Source organism: Bacillus sp. SA1-12 (assembly GCF_000981385.1).
Taxonomy (GTDB): Bacteria; Bacillota; Bacilli; order Bacillales; family Bacillaceae; genus Metabacillus.
In genome coordinates this window covers 476,385-499,116 of the sequence record NZ_LATZ01000119.1, presented here as the reverse complement: position 1 = coordinate 499,116, position 22,732 = coordinate 476,385, and the positions used below count along the sequence as shown (strand labels likewise).

General features: G+C 34.2%; 24 protein-coding genes and 2 pseudogenes. 7 read left to right on the top strand and 19 right to left on the bottom strand.

Features of this window, described 5'->3' with window-relative positions; genetic code table 11:
• Positions 1–55: 55 nt before the first annotated feature.
• From WQ54_RS21865 to WQ54_RS21840, 6 genes are all read right to left on the bottom strand, one after another.
• Entirely contained in the window at positions 56–484 is a 429-nt protein-coding gene (locus WQ54_RS21865; protein ID WP_046587235.1) for an organic hydroperoxide resistance protein, read from the bottom strand.
• 53 nt (positions 485–537) lie between these two features.
• A complete protein-coding gene (locus WQ54_RS21860) occupies positions 538–966 on the bottom strand; it encodes an organic hydroperoxide resistance protein (protein WP_046587233.1) in 429 nt (142 codons plus the stop codon).
• A gap of 52 nt (positions 967–1,018) precedes the next feature.
• On the bottom strand, positions 1,019–1,447 hold the full coding sequence (locus WQ54_RS21855) for an organic hydroperoxide resistance protein (protein ID WP_046587231.1): 429 nt from the start codon (positions 1,445–1,447) through the stop codon (positions 1,019–1,021).
• A gap of 108 nt (positions 1,448–1,555) precedes the next feature.
• Positions 1,556–2,401, bottom strand: coding sequence for a D-alanyl-D-alanine carboxypeptidase family protein (locus WQ54_RS21850; protein ID WP_046587229.1), 846 nt, complete (start codon positions 2,399–2,401; stop codon positions 1,556–1,558).
• A 357-nt stretch (positions 2,402–2,758) separates the two neighbouring features.
• Positions 2,759–3,202 (bottom strand): carboxymuconolactone decarboxylase family protein, encoded by a 444-nt coding sequence (locus WQ54_RS21845; RefSeq protein ID WP_046587227.1) that lies wholly within the window; start codon positions 3,200–3,202, stop codon positions 2,759–2,761.
• Positions 3,203–3,215: 13 nt separating this feature from the next.
• Positions 3,216–3,872: an FMN-dependent NADH-azoreductase gene (locus WQ54_RS21840; protein ID WP_046587224.1), complete on the bottom strand. Its 657-nt coding sequence runs from the start codon at positions 3,870–3,872 to the stop codon at positions 3,216–3,218.
• A gap of 202 nt (positions 3,873–4,074) precedes the next feature.
• Between WQ54_RS21840 and WQ54_RS21835 the strand changes: the two are divergent.
• The 7 genes and pseudogenes from WQ54_RS21835 to WQ54_RS21805 all read left to right on the top strand — a co-directional run bounded on the left by WQ54_RS21835 (position 4,075) and on the right by WQ54_RS21805 (position 11,176).
• Positions 4,075–4,567: pseudogene (locus WQ54_RS21835) on the top strand (Rrf2 family transcriptional regulator).
• Between the two features lie 472 nt (positions 4,568–5,039).
• Complete coding sequence (locus WQ54_RS21830) at positions 5,040–6,554, top strand: spore germination protein (RefSeq protein WP_046587222.1); 1,515 nt, start codon at positions 5,040–5,042, stop codon at positions 6,552–6,554.
• Positions 6,544–7,623, top strand: a complete 1,080-nt coding sequence (locus WQ54_RS21825) for a Ger(x)C family spore germination protein (protein ID WP_046587220.1) — start codon at positions 6,544–6,546, stop codon at positions 7,621–7,623. The genes WQ54_RS21830 and WQ54_RS21825 overlap by 11 nt, the downstream gene beginning before the upstream one ends.
• Positions 7,623–8,735 (top strand): GerAB/ArcD/ProY family transporter, encoded by a 1,113-nt coding sequence (locus WQ54_RS21820; RefSeq protein WP_046587218.1) that lies wholly within the window; start codon positions 7,623–7,625, stop codon positions 8,733–8,735. Before WQ54_RS21825 ends, WQ54_RS21820 begins: the two co-directional genes overlap by 1 nt.
• Before the next feature lie 435 nt (positions 8,736–9,170).
• Positions 9,171–9,884, top strand: a complete 714-nt coding sequence (locus WQ54_RS21815) for an MBL fold metallo-hydrolase (RefSeq protein WP_046587216.1) — start codon at positions 9,171–9,173, stop codon at positions 9,882–9,884.
• A 19-nt stretch (positions 9,885–9,903) separates the two neighbouring features.
• On the top strand, positions 9,904–10,494 hold the full coding sequence (locus WQ54_RS21810; protein WP_046587214.1) for a TetR/AcrR family transcriptional regulator: 591 nt from the start codon (positions 9,904–9,906) through the stop codon (positions 10,492–10,494).
• 113 nt (positions 10,495–10,607) lie between these two features.
• Positions 10,608–11,176 (top strand): annotated as a pseudogene (locus WQ54_RS21805) (permease).
• 245 nt (positions 11,177–11,421) lie between these two features.
• Here WQ54_RS21805 and WQ54_RS21800 read toward each other — a convergent pair.
• The 13 genes from WQ54_RS21800 to WQ54_RS21735 form a co-directional block, all read right to left on the bottom strand.
• Entirely contained in the window at positions 11,422–12,516 is a 1,095-nt protein-coding gene (locus WQ54_RS21800; RefSeq protein ID WP_046587213.1) for an endospore germination permease, read from the bottom strand.
• A gap of 839 nt (positions 12,517–13,355) precedes the next feature.
• A complete protein-coding gene (locus WQ54_RS21795; RefSeq protein WP_046587211.1) occupies positions 13,356–13,865 on the bottom strand; it encodes a hypothetical protein in 510 nt (169 codons plus the stop codon).
• A 283-nt stretch (positions 13,866–14,148) separates the two neighbouring features.
• Positions 14,149–15,057: an IS3 family transposase gene (locus tag WQ54_RS21790; RefSeq protein WP_231597615.1), complete on the bottom strand. Its 909-nt coding sequence runs from the start codon at positions 15,055–15,057 to the stop codon at positions 14,149–14,151.
• Complete coding sequence (locus WQ54_RS21785; protein WP_046512178.1) at positions 15,012–15,341, bottom strand: helix-turn-helix domain-containing protein; 330 nt, start codon at positions 15,339–15,341, stop codon at positions 15,012–15,014. Before WQ54_RS21785 ends, WQ54_RS21790 begins: the two co-directional genes overlap by 46 nt.
• A 176-nt stretch (positions 15,342–15,517) precedes the next feature.
• A complete protein-coding gene (locus WQ54_RS21780) occupies positions 15,518–15,880 on the bottom strand; it encodes a GNAT family N-acetyltransferase (protein ID WP_331435161.1) in 363 nt (120 codons plus the stop codon).
• 217 nt (positions 15,881–16,097) lie between these two features.
• Entirely contained in the window at positions 16,098–16,622 is a 525-nt protein-coding gene (locus tag WQ54_RS21775; RefSeq protein WP_046587207.1) for a DUF6141 family protein, read from the bottom strand.
• Between the two features lie 41 nt (positions 16,623–16,663).
• A complete protein-coding gene (locus tag WQ54_RS21770; protein ID WP_046587206.1) occupies positions 16,664–17,014 on the bottom strand; it encodes a MerR family transcriptional regulator in 351 nt (116 codons plus the stop codon).
• 143 nt (positions 17,015–17,157) lie between these two features.
• Entirely contained in the window at positions 17,158–17,898 is a 741-nt protein-coding gene (locus tag WQ54_RS21765; protein ID WP_046587204.1) for an SDR family oxidoreductase, read from the bottom strand.
• A 557-nt stretch (positions 17,899–18,455) separates the two neighbouring features.
• Positions 18,456–19,565, bottom strand: a complete 1,110-nt coding sequence (locus tag WQ54_RS21760) for an endospore germination permease (protein WP_046587202.1) — start codon at positions 19,563–19,565, stop codon at positions 18,456–18,458.
• 214 nt (positions 19,566–19,779) lie between these two features.
• Positions 19,780–19,953: a DUF2197 domain-containing protein gene (locus tag WQ54_RS34875; RefSeq protein WP_084822258.1), complete on the bottom strand. Its 174-nt coding sequence runs from the start codon at positions 19,951–19,953 to the stop codon at positions 19,780–19,782.
• A 676-nt stretch (positions 19,954–20,629) separates the two neighbouring features.
• On the bottom strand, positions 20,630–21,508 hold the full coding sequence (locus tag WQ54_RS21745) for an endo alpha-1,4 polygalactosaminidase (protein ID WP_046587198.1): 879 nt from the start codon (positions 21,506–21,508) through the stop codon (positions 20,630–20,632).
• A gap of 162 nt (positions 21,509–21,670) precedes the next feature.
• Positions 21,671–22,186 carry an AAA family ATPase gene (locus WQ54_RS21740; protein ID WP_046587196.1) on the bottom strand — a complete coding sequence of 172 codons (516 nt, stop codon included), beginning with the start codon at positions 22,184–22,186 and terminating at the stop codon, positions 21,671–21,673.
• 105 nt (positions 22,187–22,291) lie between these two features.
• Positions 22,292–22,666 carry a hypothetical protein gene (locus WQ54_RS21735; RefSeq protein ID WP_052737906.1) on the bottom strand — a complete coding sequence of 125 codons (375 nt, stop codon included), beginning with the start codon at positions 22,664–22,666 and terminating at the stop codon, positions 22,292–22,294.
• Positions 22,667–22,732 lie beyond the last annotated feature (66 nt).

Genomic DNA, 22,732 nt, shown 5'->3' with positions numbered 1-22,732 from the left:
TCTTTGTTTTAATATCATCTTTTTGGCAAGCTGCTGACGATATCCACTATACTATTTACCCAACAACATTCGTTACTACTTCGATATTGCCGCGGGTTGCTTTCGCATAAGGGCAAACCTTATGAGCTTCCGCTACGATTTCCTCAGCCACGCTGGTTTCTACGCCTTGAATAGTGATATCCATAGTCATTGCAAGCAAATAGCCATCTTCCTCATCCTTACCAAGCGTAACATGAGAAGCAATTGATATACCTTCTGCTTTAATCTTTCTTTTTCTAAGAATCGTACCCATTGCACCTTCGAAGCATGCGGCAAAACCAGCTGCGAAAAGTTGTTCTGGATTTGTTCCAGCTCCGTTACCGCCTAATTCCGTGGGATATCTCAAGTCCACATTAAGATTGCCGTCGCTGGAAACCGCTTTGCCGTCTCTTCCGCCTTGAACGTTTACAGTTGCCGTGTACAATTTCTTTTCCATTTTCATCATTTTTGGAACGCCCCTTTTTGTAATGAATTATTTTATACTCTTTGTCCGTTTAATTAACCAACAACGTTCGTTAATACTTCGATATTGCCGCGGGTTGCTTTCGCATAAGGGCAAACCTTATGGGCTTCCGCTACGATTTCCTCAGCCACGCTGGTTTCTACGCCTTGAATAGTGATATCCATAGTCATTGCTAGCAAATAGCCATCTTCCTCATCTTTACCAAGCGTAACATGAGAAGCAATTGATATACCTTCTGCTTTAATCTTCCTTTTTCTAAGAATCGTACCCATCGCACCTTCGAAGCATGCGGCAAATCCTGCTGCGAAAAGTTGTTCTGGATTTGTTCCAGCTCCGTTACCGCCTAATTCCGTGGGATATCTCAAATCCACATTAAGATTGCCGTCGCTGGAAACCGCTTTGCCGTCTCTTCCGCCTTGAACGTTTACAGTTGTCGTGTACAATTTCTTTTCCATTTTCATCATTTTTGGAACTCCCCTTATTGTAATGGATTATTTTATACTCTTTGTCCCTTAATTAACCAACAACATTCGTTACTACTTCGATATTGCCGCGAGTTGCTTTCGCATAAGGGCAAACCTTATGAGCTTCCGCTACGATTTCCTCAGCCACACTGGTTTCTACGCCTTGAATAGTGATATCCATAGTCATTGCAAGCAAATAGCCATCTTCCTCATCCTTACCAAGCGTAACATGAGAAGCAATTGATATTCCTTCTGCTTTAATCTTTCTTTTTCTAAGAATCGTACCCATTGCACCTTCGAAGCATGCGGCAAAACCAGCTGCGAAAAGTTGTTCTGGATTTGTTCCAGCTCCGTTACCGCCTAATTCCGTGGGATATCTCAAGTCAACATTAAGATTGCCGTCGCTGGAAACCGCTTTGCCGTCTCTTCCGCCTTGAACGTTTACAGTTGTCGTGTACAATTTCTTTTCCATTTTCATCATTTTTGGAACGCCCCTTTTCATAATAATTAATTAATACTCTAGCCATTCTGTTGAAATTAAATCCGCTGAAAAGAAATTCAAATCCTTTTGCAGATGATCATCGCCATATTAAATCTTTTTCACCATTTGGAAATATTCTTCTAACGTAAGATCATTCTCATACATGACAGATGCCTTTTCCTTTCCAACATAACGTAAATGCCATGGCTCATATTGATAACCGGTGATTGGTTCTTTCCCTTTAGGATAACGGATAATAAAGCCTGCTTTGTGAGCATTTTCCTTCACCCATTTTCCCTCTTTCGTTTCACCGAATTCCTTGGTTATTTCAAGGTTAACACTTCTGCTTGTTACATCCATTGCCAAGCCGGTTTGATGCTCACTTTTCCCTGGTAAAGCCACAGCCTGCAGTGCCTTTTCTTCACCTTTCTTTTCTTTTTCAATATTAAAAAGATCCTGCTGCCTTGAATACGACCTAAATCCTGATACAGCAAGCAATTCAGCCCCATCTTGTTCAGCAAGAGCAAGCAATTCCTCTAAAGCCTTTGCTGCCTCTTCACGCAAATATCGCTTAGGTATATCTGTGTCACTAAAAGAAAACTCAACATTAGGAACAACTAAGTCCGCTGGCTCATATGATTCCGGCAAGCTGTACTCTTTATTTACCATTGCAAGGATATTGGTTGGATTTTCGATCATTTTATTACCATTTGCCTCTTTCACAACATTAAAATAGTGTGATTCTAATAAGAAGTCTTTATCCATTTGTTCAATGTTTTGTTCTTCGTTTTGTTCTTCGTTTTGTTCTATATTGTTTTTTTGTTCAGATTGATTATGATCCTGTCCCACTTGTTCTCCCTTGGAAGAGATACCTTCAGGTAATGAAAAATTCATACACGCGGATAATGTTATACCAAGAAGCAAAATTATTGATATTTTTACATAATCATACATTTAATCACCTTATTTGCGATCAATATCAATACGTTTTATTATTTATCATTTAATGATTTTTTAATAATAATTAAATTCACGAAACTAACTAACTAGTAGGTAAGTTCTAATTTCAAAGAAATCGATCTAACTGTTAAAAAATTTGATAATTTTAGTTTAGCTGTACCTTAATGAACATCTTAACTTCTATTATCACCTCCTAAATTCTCATTGTCTTCAATATTATTAACTTACTAATAGGTAAGTGTCAAGTAAAAGTCATCAGACGAAATGAACTTACAACATCCAAACTGGTTCATTTGGATGCCGTTTGTCTATAATCTGTAACGATTATGATTAGATGTTTATTGAGATTTATTATTTTTCAGTTGCTATATTCCCCATTGAAATAGAAATTCGATTCCAACTGTTGATTTGATTAATGATTAGAACAAGGTCAATATATTGTTTCTCGTCATAATGTTCACGTACTCGTTGATAAAGCTCATCTGGCACACCTTTAGTCGGAATTAAAGTCACGTACTCTGTCAACTCAAGTGCGGCTTTTTCTGCATCTGTGTAAAATGTGCACTCTCTCCAAGCACTAATACAATATAAACGCTGCTCTGTTTCTCCTATTTTTCTAGCATCTGCTGAATGCATATTAAGACAAAATGCACAACCATTTATTTGAGAAGCCCTAATTTTTATGAGCTCACGAAGTTTACGATCTATACCTGTCGTTTTCGTATATTTCTCCATTTCCATCATTATTTTCATTGCTTCTGGTGCTAAATTGTAATAATCAATTCGTTGTTCCAATTTCATTACCTCCTTAAAAAAGTATTTTTTCTTGAGCTGCTAATCTGGAAGCAGCTTCTTCAGCTTCTTTGAATGCTTTTTGTAAAACTTCATTTGGTTCTAGTATTGCAGTTCCTTGTGCCCTAATGATTTGATAATCTTCAATCCCAAGGAAATTAAACATTGACTTTAGGTATTTATGAGAGTATTCAACTTCTGTATACCAATCATTATTTGTATAGATTGAGCCACTTGCTTGTATGACAAGCATTCTTCGGCCGTCGTTAAGCAGTCCCACTGACCCATTTTCAGTGTATTTAAAAGTTTCACGTGCAATCATAATATTGTCCATATAATCTTTTAACTTTGATGGAATATTAAAATTATGCAAAGGTAAAACGATGACATACGTATTTGCACGTTTAAATTGTTGTAAGATCTCTGACATACGATCGTTCACTTTTTTTTCTTCCCTCGTTAGCTCCTGTTCTTTTCGTTGTTTTTCCCAGGCACTTAAAACTGTTTTATCTACCATAGGCACTTCATCACTGTACAAGTTAATCTGTTCAATTGCTTCACTATCAGGAATTAATTCTTTATAAGCTTTCAAAAAGCAGTTAAAAACTTGCAAGCTAGCTGAAGAAGAATCATCTATTTTTGGATGTGCGTTGATGACAAGTGTTTTATTCATTTGCATTTCTCCTTTAACATGAAATTTGGGAAATCACAATTGAAGATCAAGTTAATCGGCGATTAACTATGTCTATAATATAAAGGTTATGATTACTTTTGTCAAATGAATAAAATTTTCCAAATAAGGTTTGGTATTTATTTGACTAACTCCTAAGATACCAATTTGAAAACCTTTAAAGTAAAAATAGGTGAGTTTATATATGCAATATAGTGTCGGCGTTGAATATGCTTTACATTGCCTGGTTTATTTAATTGATGTTCCATCTAATGAAAGTATTGGAATAAAGGATTTGGCAGAATTTCAAGGGCTTTCTGAGACTTTTCTTTCATAAGTTTTCGGTAAATTATCTAAAGGCTGGAATTGTAAGTTCTGTCCCTGGTGTAAAGGGAGGATATAGGTTATCTAAGTCCCCAGATGAAATTTCCTTTTGGGATGTAGTTGAAGCAGTAGAAGATCCTAAGCCTATTTTTCAATGTAAAAATATAAAAGATAATGGTTATTTGTATAGAGAAAACTGTTGTACAGTCCCCTCCTCTTGTACCATCAATTTAGTTATGCTCTTTGCAGAAAAAAAAATGCGTGATTTTTTACGAAGTAAAACAATTGCTTGGTTAAATGAAGAGCTTGATCGTGTCTTATCCAAACAAATACGTGAAGATACTCGGAACTATTTTTCAAAGAGCAGCATATAAAACAAACCTCTCGTGATATTCCTTATTTAGGAGGAACTAGAGAAGTTTTTTCTTAGATCAAGGAAACGTTCTATCAATTGTTTACTGATAACTATCACCCATTCTCAATTATGCACCCGTGGGACTCGATCCCTTCAGCTAAACTGTTCGCCCCCTAGCCAGCCTTCATGTTTAATCAACATTGAATGTTAGAAATGAGAGATTACTTTCTCTAAATCTCTAGCATGACTTAAATAAGGATTAGACACTGCTCAAATAAAAAATTTTGTAATAAACTAGGTTAATCTTTAAATGATTAAATAATAAATTTAAATCTCGAATAAAACCACGATGTCTTTTTCGAGATTTTTCTTACTTTACGTTTGCCATTAATTCGTTTGTCATTCAGCCATAATAAAAATGAAAAGGTGAATACAATTTTTGATAGTAAAGATACTAATTATTGACTGCATAATAAGGAGTACAATTGTTTATGTTTAAGAAAAAAAATAATCAGAACCCTACAAAAAATCAAACGCTTGCAGAAATAGTGAAGAGAGCTAAAAAATCAGCTGATTTTAAAGAGATTAAAAAGAATATTTCAGGATTCCAGATCGTTATTTTTTACTTCACTACTCTTATTGATCACAAGACGATGGAACGTGTATTTCTTCCATATCTTAATGAATATGAAAAAAAGAAAGACAAATCTTTTGATATTCATCAATTTAAAAACAACCTTCCTCTTGAAGATGTCTTTAAAACACAGGATCCAGAAGAAATTGAATCGAAAATTCATCAAGGATATGTACTCATTAAATTTGAAATTACCACTAAAGAATGTCTTTTAGTAAATGTAGGCAATTTATCTAAAGGGATTAGAGAATCTAACGAAACTGAGAATGAATTTAATGTTATAGGGCCAAAAATAGGGTTTGTTGAGAGTCTTGATACTAATATTCTGTTACTTCGATCTAAGTTAAAATCACCTTTATTAACGACTGAAGAGATCGTGCTAGGCACACTGTCAAAAACAAGAGTTATCATTGTTTATTTAGATGGTATTTCAAATGAAGAACATATCGAAACAGTCAGAAAAAGACTTTCTGAAATAGATTTTGATATTATTTGGGATACTACTGTTATAGACCAAATAATTAGAGAAAACTCTCACACTCCTTTTCCGCTTTACTTGACTACAGAGAGGGTAGATAAAATTTCTTATACACTTTCTATGGGCCAAGTAGTTATATTTAGTGATGGTTCACCATACGCAATATCCGGGCCTTCTACAATAGCCGATTTTTTACTTTCATCTGAAGAGTATTATTATAACTGGGTTATTGGGTCTTTCTTGCGTTTAACACGAATATTTGCGATCATTTTTTCAATCTTTTCCTCATCTATTTATGTTGCGGTTGTGACGTTTCATTATGAGATGATACCCGCGGATTTACTTGGTCCGCTAATAGAGTCCAGAGCAAATGTTCCATTTCCGCCGTTATTGGAAGTTCTTTTTTTAGAAATGACAATTGAATTATTAAGAGAGGCAGGAGCTCGTTTGCCTACTAAGGTGGGACAAACATTGGGAATTGTTGGAGGTATTGTCATTGGGCAGGCAGCAGTAATGGCAGGACTGACAAGTAATATTTTATTAATTATTGTCTCTTTATCAGCCTTAGCTTCTTTCACTACACCAACTATGGTTATGTCCAACACAATTAGAATCTTAAGATTTCCCTTTATCATTATGTCATCATTACTTGGCGGGTTAGGTATTATAATAGGTTTTACAGTGTTACTATGTCATTTGTTTAAACTAAAATCGTTTGACACACCTTACATGGTTCCTTTGTATCCGTTTCGTTTCAATAATTTAACAGATAGTATTATAAGGCCACCTTATAATATATTAAATAAAAGGCCAGATTTTTTGAGACCTAAAGATAAAATGAAATATTCCCCTATAGAGAGAAACAAAAAGAAGGAGGATATTAATGACGAATAAGTCTTTTGTTACTATTGGTTTTGTTGTTATCTCTCTAATCCTGGCTGGATGTGTACCTAACAATATTATCAATGAAGTCTCTTTGATGCATAATGTAGGCTATGATGAAGATGGAGAGATGTTAAAAGCAAGTGTTGTTTATCCAAAATATACCGAAAGGAATAAATCTACTTTAATGACAGCTGTTGCTAAAAATCCATCTAGTCTGCATGAAGAACTTGGGCATAAGTCTGAATTTCCATTTGAAATAGGTCAAGTAAGGTTAATGATATTTGGAGATAATCTAAGTAGAAACGGTTTAGCAGAAGTATTGGACACCATTTGTAAAGATCCAAAGATTGGCATGACAAGAATGGTCATTACAGATGGATCACCAGATCAAATATTAAGTAAATCCCTGAATGAGAGTCCGTTATTCCTAATGAATTTGATTGATAAAAGTATTGAAAATGAAGGAATACCTGAATCAGACATCCATGTAATGTTTGATCAGTATTTTGGCAGTGGAATTGATATGTCCTTTCCAAATCTTATAGTAGATTCTAAAGGAAATATTAAAGTCGATGGAATGGGGATTTTTAAAGATGATAAATTAATACTTAAGATTTCAGATAAAGAAACATTTTTATTAAAATTAATGACAGACAGAAACAAACGGGGCGTATACAGTTTTAACCTCAACATGAATGGACACGAAGGTAATATTGGGGTCAGAACGATTGATGGAAAACATAAGGTAAAAGTCATCAAGAATAATCTCCGGGAACAAGTCAATGTGAGTCTAGAATTAGATGTAAAACTTGATACTTTGCCCAAATGGATCAACTTGGAAAAGAAAAAGGATCTAAAACTTTTTAAAAATTCCTTACAGAAATCAATTTCAAACGACACTGAACTACTTCTTAAGGATTTTCAAACAAATGGTGTAGATCCTTTAGGTTTAGGAAGAATATATAAAATCAATCACAAAAATTGGTCTGAGCAGCGTTTTTACGAAAGGATCTATCCTAATATGACGTTTGATGTAAATACCAAAATTGTCGTTAGACAAACTGGGGTTGGAAAATAGTGGCCGTAAAAGTAGAAAAACAATTTCAGGTTTCGGCTTTTTTCACATTTTTTCTCATTCACTCTTCGCAAACCGGTGTTGGTATCCTAAATTTTCAAAATCAAGTGATTAAAGGTGCTGAACAGGATGCTTGGATTTCTTTATTAATAACTGGTGTTACAACCCATATCATACTCTTTCTTATTTTTAAGTTATTAGATGAGGAAAACAACGATTTAGTAGCTGTTCATCACTATTGTTTTGGAAAATTGATGGGTAACATGTTGTCTGTCTTTGCAATGGTCTATTTCTGGTTAGCTTCCTTGTCGGTTTTTCGCGCCTATATTGAAGTCATCCAAATATGGGTGTATCCAACCATAAAAACTTGGCAACTTTGTTTCGTATTCGGACTTACATTTTATTACCTAATATCAAGTGGCTTCCGTACTTTAACCGGCTTTAGTTTCTGGGGAGTTGTTTTACCTTCTTTTCTATTTATCTTAATTTATTTCCCAATGAAGCATATCAATTATATTTATTTACTCCCGGCTTTCAGCCATTCTCTTGGTGAGCTATTTTTATCTTCTAAGGCTTTTTCCCTGCTTTTTCTTGGTTTCGAGTGGATACTGATGTACTACCCTTTCATTAAGGAATCAAATTCTAAAAAAATTTCTAAATGGGCATATCTGGGGAATATATATACAATCATTGTGTATCTAATTGTAACGTTAATTTCCTTCTTATACTTCAATCAAGAAGTATTACAGCAGTTGCCTTGGGCCACTCTAATTATGGTAAAAATTGTTAAATTCTCCTTCGTGGAAAGATTTGAATACGCGTTCATATTTATTTGGTTGTTAGTGGTGATATCCCCTATCTGTATTTCTTTGTGGGCATGTACAAGAATCGTAAAAAGAGCTTTTTCAATGCCTCCAAAAGTGACTTTAAAACTCTTACTTATTGCAATAGCTATTGTTTCCATAAGCTTAAAAGAATTTAAAAGTGTTGATCATCTCATCAATCTTACAGCAAATGTAGGAACTGTTTTTGTTTATGTATATATCCCCTTCCTTCTTATTATAAAATGGATCAAGAATCATTTTCTTAAAAATAAGACATATTCTAAAGGATAGTATTTTATTTTGCCTATTTCCTAAAATTATCGTTTATGTCTTTATTTAATAAGAATTGCATGGGGTAATTATATCTTTATATCATTTTTTACTATTATTACCCACAGCCGCCCCTCCTTCTGTTCAAGCTCAAACGGACCGTTTAAAAACCTGCTTGGTTTCAAAGGATGGTTTGTAGTGAAATTGAGGAAAAAATGATAAAGATATGAAAAGACCTAAGAATTAAAGCGAATGCTGTAGCTTATTAAGCAAGGAATAATTGATTGTGTGTTTTTATATCAGCTTGATCATTTCCTGATTTCGGCCAAAGAAACTAAGTTTAATTTTCATGACTTTTTCAAACATGTTTTGAAAAAATAAAAAAGCGCTTGTAAAAACTAATGGTATTAGTTAAAATTAAACTAACGTTATTAGTTTAAAAGAGGGTGGTTAAAAATGAAGGTTAGTAAAGAAGTTTTTATTTACCAATTAACTTTTTACCCGGCACTTTTTCCAGTTAATTGCTACATGATTGAAGAAAAGGATGAACTTACATTAGTTGATACTGCACTGCCGAATAGCTATAAAGGCATAATAGAGACAGCTCAAAAGATTGGAAAACCTCTTACACGGATTATTTTGACTCATGCACACGGGGATCATATCGGCTCCCTGGATAAACTGAAGGAAATACTTCCTGATGCAATGGTTTATATATCCAAAAGAGACGAACGCTTGTTAAGAGGGGATCGCTCTTTAGATGTAAATGAAAACAAAACACCAATAAAAGGTGGTGTTCCTAAGCCTGAAATGGTAAAAACCCAACCAGATGTGTTACTTCTGGATGGGGACCGAATTGGCTCGCTGAGAGCAATTAGTACACCAGGCCACACACCCGGCTCAATGTCATTTGTAGATGAAAGAACGAACGCACTCATTGCTGGAGATGCTTTTCAAACACGAGGTGGAATGGCTGTTTCAGGGCATGTACAGGTTTTATTTCCTTTCCCAGCCATGGCGACTTGGAATAAGAAAGAAGCACTAAAAAGCGCAAAGAAGTTAAAAAATCAAAAGCCGTCTCTTCTCGCCGTTGGACATGGAAAAATGATTAAGCAGCCTGCGAGTACAATTGAATGCGCCATTCTTAAACTTGAGAAAACTATTACATGAACAAAATGGAGGATTGACTATGTCACCTAGAGCCGGACTCGATTTAAACACTATTTTATCCGCAGCATCAGAAATTGTTGACACTGAAGGAGTTGACTCCTTAACCTTAGCGACACTAGCGAAAAAATTAAAGATTCGTCCCCCTTCTTTATACAATCATGTAGAAGGATTGCAGGGTTTGCAAAAAGCATTAGCTCATTATGGATTAGAGGAATTATACGAAAGGATGTCACAAGCAGCAATTGGACGATCAAAAGATGAGGCTGTTCACGCAATCAGTCAAGCTTATATAAGTTTTGCACGTGCTCATCCTGGTTTATATGAAGCAACACTTTGGGCAAATGCTGATGTAAATAACACTGAATTTAATAGTATTAGTACAAAAATCGTAGACCTCGTTGTTCGTGTGTTACATGCTTATGAACTTGGAGATGAGGAATCCATTCATGCATCTAGAGGGCTTCGCAGCATTTTACATGGCTTCGCTTCTCTTGAACAAAAGAATGCCTTTGGCATCCCACTCGATATTGATATCAGCATTAACTTGATTATCGATACTTTTATTGCTGGAATTCATAAAATGAAATCTCAAATTAATCAATCATCCTAAATAATGGAGTGATAAAAAAATGAGTTTTATCGTATTTGTTCTTCTTTTTACAGTAGTTTGCGGTGTAGTAGACAGCAGAATTCGTGCAGATGTTGAAAAGGAGATGAACTAATATGTTTGCAGGTCATTTTGGTGTTGCAGCTGCAGTTAAAGCGAAAACACCAGAGTTCCTTTATGGGCACTTATGTTCAGTACTCAATTATTAGATATCCTATTTGTTCCATTGTACATTGCTGGTGTTGAGGGCTTAGAAAATTTGGATGGTGGCGGGTATGGTAAAGCGATCATTCATGCTCATTACACTCATGCTTTCATAAGTACACTTGCCATATCGCTCATTGCTGGTTTACTAGCTTGGCGCTTTTGGGGAAAGCGAGGCGGTATTGTCATTTCCTCGGTTGTCTTCAGCCACTGGCTTCTTGATTTAATTGTGCATAGAGCAGATATGGGCATCCTTCCTGGAGCATACGGAAATTTCCCACTACTTGGACTGGGATTATGGAAATTTCCTATTGCCAGCATGACTCTTGAGCTTATGCTCGTTATTATTGGTTCTTTACTGTATTATCGCTCCCTTGTTCCAAAAGCAAAAGGAAAACAAAGAAAATACGCATTTGCAGTTAGCGGACTTATGGCTGTTTTGTTAGTACTATCATTTGTGACGTCTGTTTTAGGTGGGTAATCGGGTCCGATCATAATATAAGGTTAGCCAATTTACTGGCTGGCCTTTTTTCATGTGGTCTATAGTAAAAAGAAATTAGAAAAAATTCGATCAAAGTCTCTTCTCATGTTAGCTAGTTGCCTAAATGGCAATGGTACTAATGCCATAGCTCCTACTCCTTCGTATAAATTCAAGGTTATTCTTTTTAAATAAGTAGAATTATTCCTATATAATGAAAAATCAGCAACACAGGGTAAGCATAAACATTAGAACTTAAACTTTTTACGGATAAAAGCAATACAAAGCAGTAATATTGGGATAATTATTTGAAGTGGAACGTGGAAATATGGAACAAAATAGTCCAATCCAATTTTTAAGTGTTCAGAAAAATTTGGTGCAATTAATAGTGATAAAGGGGGAATAATGGTCCCCAAACCAAGAAGTACTGATTTAGTATGATTTAGCTTAACTAATTGAGAAATTCCTACAGCAGCACCAAAAGTCCAACCCCCAACTTTAAAAAATACTCCTGATACCATCATTAATATAACCAATGCATCAAAGCGTTCAAGGAAATCTGCAATCGAAACCATCTGAGTAGCTGTAAAAAAAGGGAACCAATTCTCACCATATATTTCTGGACCAATGACAGACAAAATCAAAATTGAATTAATTGTAAGTATTAGCCCACTGACTAAAATTATAGTCATGCCCACCTTCCTGATTATTTTTTTGCTATTTAAAAATGGAAAAAACATCATAATGATAATCATTTCTCCAAAAGGAAAGTTTATAATTCCGGGATATACCTCTTTTATAATTGGCTTTAATCCATTTCCCATTATAGGGGTAAGGTTTTTTAGATTAAAATCTTCCACACTTAATAATAAAATCCAAATTATAATTAAAGACATAATGTATATGGGAAATACCATTTCACCCATTCTTCCAAATGCCTCAACTCCGCCTCGAAGACAATAGATAATTAATAACATAAAACTTACGATTACAACGATTATTGGAGTTTTAACTAACATTGTAGAAGTAATTAAATCTCCGAAATCACGACATGCTCTTGCCGCAGAATAGATAAAATGAGAAATATACAGGATTATTAATGGATAAGAAAGGAATTTCCCAATGATTTTAGGCAGCATAGAAACTAATGTATCATTCGGATAATAAAGTGATAATTGTGTAAAAACGCCCATTAAAATCAGACTGCTTAACATACTGATCAGTATTGCCAACCATGCATCCTGCTTGGCTCCTGATCCTATTCCCAGGATAATCGCGGTTCCAAATTCGAATCCCACTAGGACATCAAAGAGTTGAAGTCCATTTATATTTTGCTTCTTCATAACCGCCCCCGAGAATAATAAACTCTTATTTAACCGAATAGAGTTTTTTATTATTCTCCCCAATGAAGTACATGTTATGCTTACAAAAAAGGCTTATTAATAGCTGATCTGTTGCTATCCCTACATAATAGTAAATGACCGTTCATTACTAAATACCTTTTTTCGGCACCATAGAGAAGAGCATAAAAAGCAGATCACGAACTGGTTGTAAAGTATTCGTTCCTGACTACTATTGCGAATATGTGTAATTGACAAGGTTTATATCCCTATGGCAAGCCAAAATCGAACAACCTTAAATCTCACAATTAAATTTTCATTTTAGTATGATCCTTTAACCATTTTTGTTTCTACAAATTTATGAGGTATATAGGATAACCTATTTAGTAACCAACTTATTTTGTATGAGTTGATAAAATGGAAATATTTCAGAACTTTTTAGAAAGTTATCCATATCTGTTTTTATCATCCGCTCCCTGGCAGCGTTAATTTTTTTGGTTCCTATAATAATGCTATTCTTTAAAAAATTCATTTTAGAATAGCGCTTGTATTGCTTAATTTATCAATGTTTATTTCAATATTTTTATTACAGTTCACATACTAACTTAATCCCCTACTTATAGATGCTAATGTCCTTTATAATCAACTATATCTAATCAACTTTTTTGTAGATTAAACATATATTACGAGTGCAGCAACGAACAAAACTGCGGTCCAAAAAAGATGGTTTATTTAACTGTTATCATGTAGATAACAGTCTTTTTATTAATATTTAGCGTATTGTGACTTGTCGGAAGTAAGTACAAAAAGCCCTCTATCAAGGGGCTTCGTTTACCCTTCTTTCACTTTTTGTTTTTCACTTTACCAAAAGGCTTAAGGTACGTGATAAATGTCATGAATATCATAGCAACAATATTAATACTGGCTCCCCAGATCGTCTGAAGCCATGCAATTTGAAAATCTTTATTTTGTAAAGAAATAAACCCAATTTTATCAACAGTTTCCAGTAGAAACGCGAATGCTTCACTTGTAACGATAATAGAAAAAATAATGATAACAAATGTTAAAATCCACTTTACCAATACCCAATAATGTTTTATAAGTCCCCACTGTGTCCAAATTGATAATAGAATTCCAGTTAATAACGTTACAAGTGCTGGGTATTTAAGCAATGAAACATCAATAACATTCATACTCGACAATGTGTAATAAAGTTGTTCTCTATTTTCAGCACCTTTCATATAGAACCCTAGTAACAGCATGCATATTGTTCCGCCCAGCCAAGCCACTAAACTAAGCACGTGAATGCTTACTAAAATCTGCTTCTTTTTCATTGAAAGTCTATACGCCATTTCACTTTGATTCCTCCATATAATTATTTTAGAAATGTAAATTAACGTTTACACTTCCACTAATTTTAAAATGTATGAAGGGCTATTTTAACCACCCCTGGACTAATTTGATTATAAGACTTAAGACGTAATATAGAGGTCATATCTTATGTATAAGCGTCTGGCATTTACATGTATTAAACAAAAAGATGTCATTTTACTTAATAGAGATTAACAGCACAAAAAAGAATCTTCAAAATGGTCTTATCCCCGTCAAGTAGACAATTAATAAAAGGTTCACTTATTAGGCAGCCTTAGCTCTATATTCAGTAGGGCTAAGGTTATTTAATTTTTTTTGAAAACGTTTATTATTATAAAACTTAATATAATTTCTTACTGCTTCCTTAACCTCATTCGAACTCTCAAATTGGTATCGGTAAAAACATTCAGCTTTAAAGTGGCTAAAAAAACTCTCCATACAAGCGTTATCTAAACAATTTCCTTTTCTAGACATGCTTTGCTTAATGTTGTATCTTTCTAATAGCTTGTTATATCTTATTGAGGTGTACTGGAATCCTTGATCGCTATGTAATAGGAGTCCTTTCACATCTCTTTTTTTTATTGCTTTTTTTACTGTATCAGCTACTAGCTTTAGATCATTTCTTTCACTTATTTTATATGAAATAATCTCATTGTTGTAAAGGTCTAGTATCGTAGATAAATAGAGTTTCTTTCCATTAAATAGTAGATATGTTATATCAGTTACCCATTTTTCATTTGGGCGTGAAGCTGAAAATTCTCTGTTTAAATCGTTCTCTGAAACGACATATTTTTCTTTTCGTCCAAAGTGTTTCCACTTCTTTACTCGTATCTTTGCTTGAATTCCATTCGCCTTCATTAAACGATAAATTCTCTTATGATTAACTTTCAAACCATACATCTTTTTAAGCCAAGTTTGAACTCTTGGGTAACCGTAGCTCCAATTAATATCAGGATCTTGTTGGCATTTAATAATCTTAGTTACGATGGATTGATCTTCCAAGTCCTTATCTGTTGGGTTATCTTGGCGTTTTAGCCATTTGTAATAGCCACTTTTTGAAACACCGGCTATCTTACACAACGTGATAATAGTAAATTGATCCGTAAGCTCATGAATTATTTTGTATTTTAACGATTTTTCTTTTCCGGAATCATCTCCCTTTTCGCAGCTAATAGCTTTTTTAAATAGGCATTCTCTGCTTCTAATCGACTTATTTTTTCTGTATCACTCTCGTGGTCTTTTTTAGCTTTACCTTTAAGTGGGTTTCGAGATTTTCCTCTCTTTTCGTTTAACCCTTGAATTCCCTCACTTTTATAATGAGCTATCCATCTTTGGACAATTGTATATCCAATCCCTAACTCTTTGGAAATTGATCTGATCCCCATATCTTCGTTTTCGTATAAATTAATAGCTTTTAGTTTAATTTCTTTTGTATAGGTTGTTCTAATTTTCCCCATGAAAAAATCCCCTCCATAGAAGACAGTACAATCCTTTCTTTTTACTGTCCACTATAAGGGGATAATAACAAAATGAAGATTCCTTTTTTATGATTGTTCAATTATAGCGCTCGAAGCAGAATATTGATTAAACGAAGAAAAACTACCTAAACGTCCTAGGAAACTAACAACCTCTTTTAAAGAAATAAAACCATTAATTCTTCATCAAAATAGGTTTGCTCTAACTTTAATGCTTTCTTATCTTTTCCAAATACCTTAAACCCTAAAGAAGAATAAAGCCTTTTTGCTCTACTATTAGTTGATACCACTGTTAAATAAATCTGCTCAATTTCTTCATTTTCTTTTGCCTTCTTAATTGCCTTTAGAATTAAATACTTTCCAACACCAATACCACGCTTTTCAGGAGAAACATACATTGCGAAAATATTCGCTCTATGTATTAATTTACTCTTCTTTTCTTTAACCAACGTAACTACACCGAAAAGTTTTTCATTTTCAAAAGCACCAAAAGTAAAGGATTCCTGAGAGTGAAATCTGATTTTGTATTTTTCTACGGATTGATCTTTCTCCTCTTCATAACTAGATGCAAATGCCTAGGACTGTTTTGTAAGGCCTCTAATCTTAGATCAAGATAGTTCTTAGCATCTGGCGGATTTAACAGTCTTATCTCCATCTTTCTCTCCCCTAAGAAATAATATCTGTATATTTATTTTACTATTTTGGTATCAACTCTTATTCAAGTAAATCGCCCTTTTATTACAATCTCATTAGGTCCCTTTTCGCTGAATCCAGAGCTTTTATCAACCCATCAGGATCTTGAGATCCCACCACCACAGTACTATTTGGTAAATGTAATTCTATTCCTTGGTTTCCACTCATGGTATAAGCAGTTTCTCCTTCTGCATTAAAACGTATGCCCCAACCTCCAAATCGTCCAAGCGGACGGTATGTAATGTTCTTATAACGAACAATATCCTTAAATAAAAATGACTTATAATGAAAATGGAACGGCACATAACGTACATAAAGTCCATCCCTCCGGACCTCAGTTACCAGCTTCATGAACCGGAGCAAACACAATGGAAATACAATGCTGAAAGCAAGCCAAAACAGCAACATAATTATGTCCGGAGCCGGTTTATCACCTATTGGAACGCCAATGATGACTTGTGTTATGAAGCTAAACCACATAAATGCTGCAATCAATAAAATGATAACCCATATCCAAATTTGTCGGGGGCGCTGAACTTCTCGAAAAATAATGTGTTCTTGTCGTTTCATTAACGTCTATCGCCTCCATACTGGTTTATAAGACAGCAAGATTAAGTCTGCCTCATTTTTCTATACAGATCTATCTTACGATTAATCATGACTTGATACGACATAAATTGTTCTACTTGTGATTTTACGTTTTCTTGTTGTTTCTCAAGCATTTCAATACGTTGGTCAATCGTTGTACTTCCTCTTACAAACTGCTTTATATCAGAAATAGTCATACCTGTCGCTCGAAGACAGCAGATAAATTCAAGTGCTTCAAGATCCTTCGTTTCATACAAGCGTATGCCGCTTTCATTACGATTTACATTTGGCATAATTCCTTCTCTTTCATAATATCGCAATGTGTGAATCGATAACCCTGTTTTCTCTGATGCTTGACCAATTGTATAGCTCAAACGAATTCCTCCTATAGTAGTCTATTAAGTTTTTAAAGTCCATATGTAATACTTTGCTATGCTCTAATTTTCCATCCATTTAATCTATTTGCTAAGTGAAAAGCCCACCTGCAAAAAAAAGGTGAGCACTTAGTTATCATCTATTATAATTCTTGTAAAGTTGGTCTTACAATTATTTCATTGACAGCCGTATGTTCCGGTTGTGAAATGGCATAAAGAATCGAGTGGGCAATAGCTTCCGGCGGCAATGCAAATTGCAAGGACTCGTTAATGCTTTCTTTAATATCTTCATTTGAAATGGTATTAACCAGCTCCGTTTTCACTCCTCCAGGACAAATAATCGTCGTGCGAATATTATTCGCTGCTTCTTCTTGTCGCAAAGCTTCAGTAATCGCTCGAACGGCAAATTTTGTTCCTGAATAGACGGCCCAAGTTTTTCTAACGATATGACCTGTAACCGAGGAAACATCAATAATGTGACCTTGTTTTTGTTTTCGCATATACGGAAGAACCGCACCAATACCATAAAGCACTCCTTTAATATTTACATCAATCATTTGATCCCATTCCTCTACCTTCTTTTCGTGTAAAAAAGAAAGAGGCATGATCCCCGCATTGTTAATGAGCACATCAATTTTTCCAAAGGTATCGATTGTAAAACGGGCCAGCTCCTCCATCTGCTCTTGAGAAGTTACATTAGTAACTTTATATTCAACTGTTCCACCTTCTTTTTCAAGAGCTAACTTAAGATTCCGCAAACGCTCTTGTCGCCTTGCTGCAAGTACGACCTTAGCTCCTTTGCTTGAAAGTACTTTTGCAGCCGCTTCTCCGATTCCACTAGATGCTCCGGTTAATAAAATTACTTTTCCTGCTACATTTAACATACCTGATCATCCCTTCCCTGTTTAAGATATGTTTAGTGTAGGACCTAGAGCGCGCTCAAGGTCAAGGATTTTCGAAACTTAATTTCATGCTGATTTTTTAGGTGAAATCTCAAAAAAAAAACATATGTAAAGAAGCACAGTGTTGTCAAATGTAGAAAATATGGATACTGCTGCCGTCGTGACCCATACGTCTGGCTATTCCAGAAAATTGGAATGCAGAAATCCTAGCAGGACTATTTCAAGACAATAATAAAAAAAGATAAAAAACAGGTACCATTTTCTCTTTTTAGAAGAAAGCGGAACCGTTTTAGTTTTACTGCAAAAATACGTTTGTCATTGATGCTGAAGCTCATCCAGAAGGTTGCCGAACCAAGCAAATGGTAAGGCATATCCTTAGACACCAACTCCATTCTTTGCTGAATAATCTCATTTGTCGAATTTTAAATCGTGAATGCAAAATAATAGAGCAAATATAAGGAATATAAGTTATTATTTTCATTTCATTATTGCACTTTATTTCTATATAAAAGTAATTAATTTATAATAATAGATTTACCTCATGTAGACGATTTTTCCAGGTTGAACTTTTTGCGTATAAATGCAATACAAAGAAGGATGATTGGCAAAATCAGTTGTAATGGTGCGAATAAATAAGGAATTAAGTAATCATATGCAATTTCCAAATATTCCACAAGGTTCGTTGCAATTAATAAGGATAAAGGAGTAATAATGGTCCCTAAACCGAGTAGTACCGATTTCGTTTGATTTAATTTAACTAAATGAGAGATTCCAACAGCAGCACCAAATGTACAACCCCCAACTTTAAAAAACACCCCAGATACCATCATTAAAATAACCAATGCATCAAATCGTTCAAGAAAATCTGCAATTGAGACCATCTGAGTAGCTGTAAAAAAAGGAAACCAATTCTCATCATAAATTGCTGGACCTAGGACACACAAAACAAAAATTGAATTAATTGTCAGGATTAAGCCACCTATTAAAATAACAAACATGCCTACCTTTCTAATTATTTGTTTGTTATTTAAATAAGGCATGAACATCATGATGATAATCATTTCTCCAAAAGGGAAATTTATAATACCAGGATATACTTCTTTCACTATTGGTTTTAATCCATTTCCCATAACAGGAGTAAGGTTTTTTAAAGTAAAATCATCCACATTTAATAATAAAACCCAAAGTACAATCAAGGAAATAAAGTAAATTGGAAATATCACTTCACCCATTCTCCCAAATGCTTCAACCCCACCTCGGAGACAATAAATGATTAATACCATAAAACTTGCGATTATAACAACTGTAGGAGTTCGAACTAACATTGTAGAAGAAATTAATTCCCCGAAATCGCGGCAGACTGTTGCTGCTATATAGATTAAGTAAATAATTAAAATCAATGTAATTGGATAAGAAAGGTACTTTCCAATTATTTTTGGCAGCATCGAAAATAAAGTATCATTTGGATAATAAAGTGATAATTGTGTAAAAACGCCCATAAGAATCAGGCCACATAACATACTAATCAGTGTCGCCAACCATGCATCCTGCTTGGCTCCTGATCCTATTCCCAGAATAATTGCGGTTCCAATTTCAAACCCCACCAGGACATAAAATAGCTGAAGTCCGTTTATATTTTCTTTCTTCATAACCGCCCCCGAGAATAAAATCTCTGACTTATAGAATCGATTTTTTTATTATTTTTTTCATATGAAGAGCAAGTTATGCGTACATTATAAGTTTATTAGCATTATTGCTTGTTGTGTTTTAAAGATACCTGTACAGCTTTTTGGGGTCACTTCATCGATAAACACCCCCTATGATTTAAGAATGATTACTTCAAGAGATCACACAAATAGTTCTTCATTCTCTATACCTAAAAAAGTTTTTGATTGCATCAAGGCGAATAATATGAGTACAATCTTCACAACAAAATACACTTTTCCTATTTTCTTTGAACTGTTTATATTGCCTAGTTCCTTCATAAACTCTAAATTTTTTTCTACAACTACAGCAAATGACCTCATATGAAAACATGTTATCCCCCTCACTTGATGCATTACTTTCGAGTAGCCCTGTTGAAGATTGCGACTAGTTCTTTAGAATATTCCTGAACATTTAACAGAGGATTTCTCATTCATTCAATGCTAAAACCATCAATAGATTGTCTGATCGTTAACGCCATGACTCTGGCAGATTGTACCGAAAACTCTCAAAATACTCCTTCCTTCATCCCCAAGCGTAGAATATTTTCAATCGGTTGAAAAATTGTTTCATTATGCTCAGCTGCAAAACTTAGTTTTCCGTCTTCCATTCTCATATTAGATATTATCTCTATAACTGCATATACATGCTTTCGATTTTTATTTACAAAGGTCAGATTTGCTACAATATATGCTTTCAATCATGTCATGGGGAGACGTTTGAACTTCAGTTTGCGGACAAACAAAAGACTGGCATGCCAAATAATTTTCAATGACAACTTGCTCAAGAAGTTCCTCTTTATTGGTAAAGTGATAAGAAATAACCCCTTAACTTATATTTGCACGTTTAGCGATCAGTCCTATAGATGCTTGTTCATAACCATTTTCTGCAATTGTCTAAATTGCACATCCTACAATTGGTCTACTGCGCTTTTTTAATAAGTGACATTTCTTTTTGACTGTTTGTATTATTTTTTATACTCATCATTAAAATTTTAGATGAACTTTTGCTACCATTCGTTATAGTAAGAGCCTGCAGGATTAAATACAAATTTGAATCCATTTTTATCTGCTAACTCCCTGCTTTTTTCTTGGTCTGTAAAACCTACAGCCATTACCTGGGTTCCGTGCTTCTTCCTTACTTTTTGCAGCTCTTTCATCATTTCCAAAGACCATTCGTCTTTTCCTACTACCCGATAAGAAAAATCCTCCCACATGATGAAATCGACATAATGTGCCGTGTAGTTCATTAAAGTGTGAAAGCCCCAGTTCTGTGCCACTGACATATCATTTTGCTGTTTGATTTTCTTAATAAATTTTACTAGTTCTTCGTTTTGCTCCGTTTGTTCCGATTCAGGAAGAAAGGAATCTATATTTCCGACCGTATCCAAGAAAACCCCGTCCAACCCTTTGCTGACTACCTGCTTTTGGATCTCCTCCAGCATGACTTCCTGGTAATGCGGAGAAGTCATATCCATCATGTAGGAATCCCATTCCTCGAAATAAATCCGATCCCCATTCTTATCCTTATAAAAATCTTCTTCGATGAATTTACGATAAAGCTCATTATTCCATTTGTCGCCTTCCATGGTGTTAATATAACCGTAGACTAATGTACCGCTCTCTTGGGCAGCATTAATATACATTTGCTGCATTTCAATCGGTTCAATGATGACTAAATCCATTTGCTTCATTTGCTCACCAATCGACTTATTACCAGTATCCAAATAGTATTTAAACTCCTCTACCTTTTCTAATTTTTGTTTTATAACCTGTGAAGTTTGTGATCTTCCTGATTGTATTTGTTGCTTTATACTTATATTTTTTACTAGAAGATATGTTCCAGCTGCCATTCCCGCTACTAACAATAAAGTAAGAATAGAAATCATTGTTTTATTTATTCTTTATTCACTCCTTTTTACTATCATTTTTCGATTTAAGTATTTATTCCTTTAATCTCCCTCCATTAAAGATAGTAAATATCAGTTTCAAAATTAATGCTTTATCCAATTCAAAAAAATGCTCCACTCTTATTTTGAAGTAAAGCATCCCTAGTTGAAGTATTTATTTATACAATCTTTGTCCTTAAAAATAGCTATCTTATCATTATACATCCTATACTTGTTAAAAAAATTTCTTTTCCCTACTTCTTCAAATTGTCTATTCCATTTAAACATGCTAAAAAACATCCTAAATGTAGGTTTGTAATTTGACTTCTCTAATTGAAGCTTTTGTTTCAAAAACCTCTTTATTATACGATAAGTTCTTATTGAATACTTTGTATCTAAAAAAATAATCAAATCTGCATGATGAAAACTATTAGCCACCCACTCTTCATTGTGGACACCTTCGATTATCCAGATGTTAGATTGAATAATAGAATTAAGATATTCTTCTCTTTCCTGTTCAGATCTTCTTATATCTCCATTATGATTTCTTATCCAAACAACATTATCTAATTCGTAAAACGGTATATCCAACATGGAAGATATTCGTTTTGCTAATGTTGTTTTACCACTCCCAACAGAGCCAATAATATGGATCCTTTTTGGTATTGTCTTTTCCAACATAAACCACCTAACCAAGGAAAATTTAAATTCTTAGGTTTATTCTATTCTATATCAGTATGCATTTTCCTCTTAGATTGCCGTTATAACCCACAAAATTCGTTTTCAGTCATTTAATTGAAAAAAATTTTTCATATCCTTATATCCATTTATATAGTTTGTTACAAAGGAGTTTAACGCACTAGTTAGACCTCCATGTCCAAATCGTATATATTTACTTATAGTAGATCCGTCCCTTTTTGTTTCAGATACATAGTTTAAAAAAGCTAATATATAGATTCTCCGATGTATTACATGGATGATACCGTACTCAAAGAACCAATTGTCAATTGTATTATATACACCTCGATTAATCTGGTACTGCTCGTTGCATTTTCGAAAAAAAGAAAGATCCGGAAGATTTAAATGATGGTTTTCTAGTAAAGTTGTTTTCTTTGTTTCTTGCAGAAAATCGATAATGTTCATAACGTCTTTTTCCATGGAAAGTACCCCCTTGTTTCAGTTCACAAATAAGTTAACATCCTCATTAATTCCATTTCCTTCATC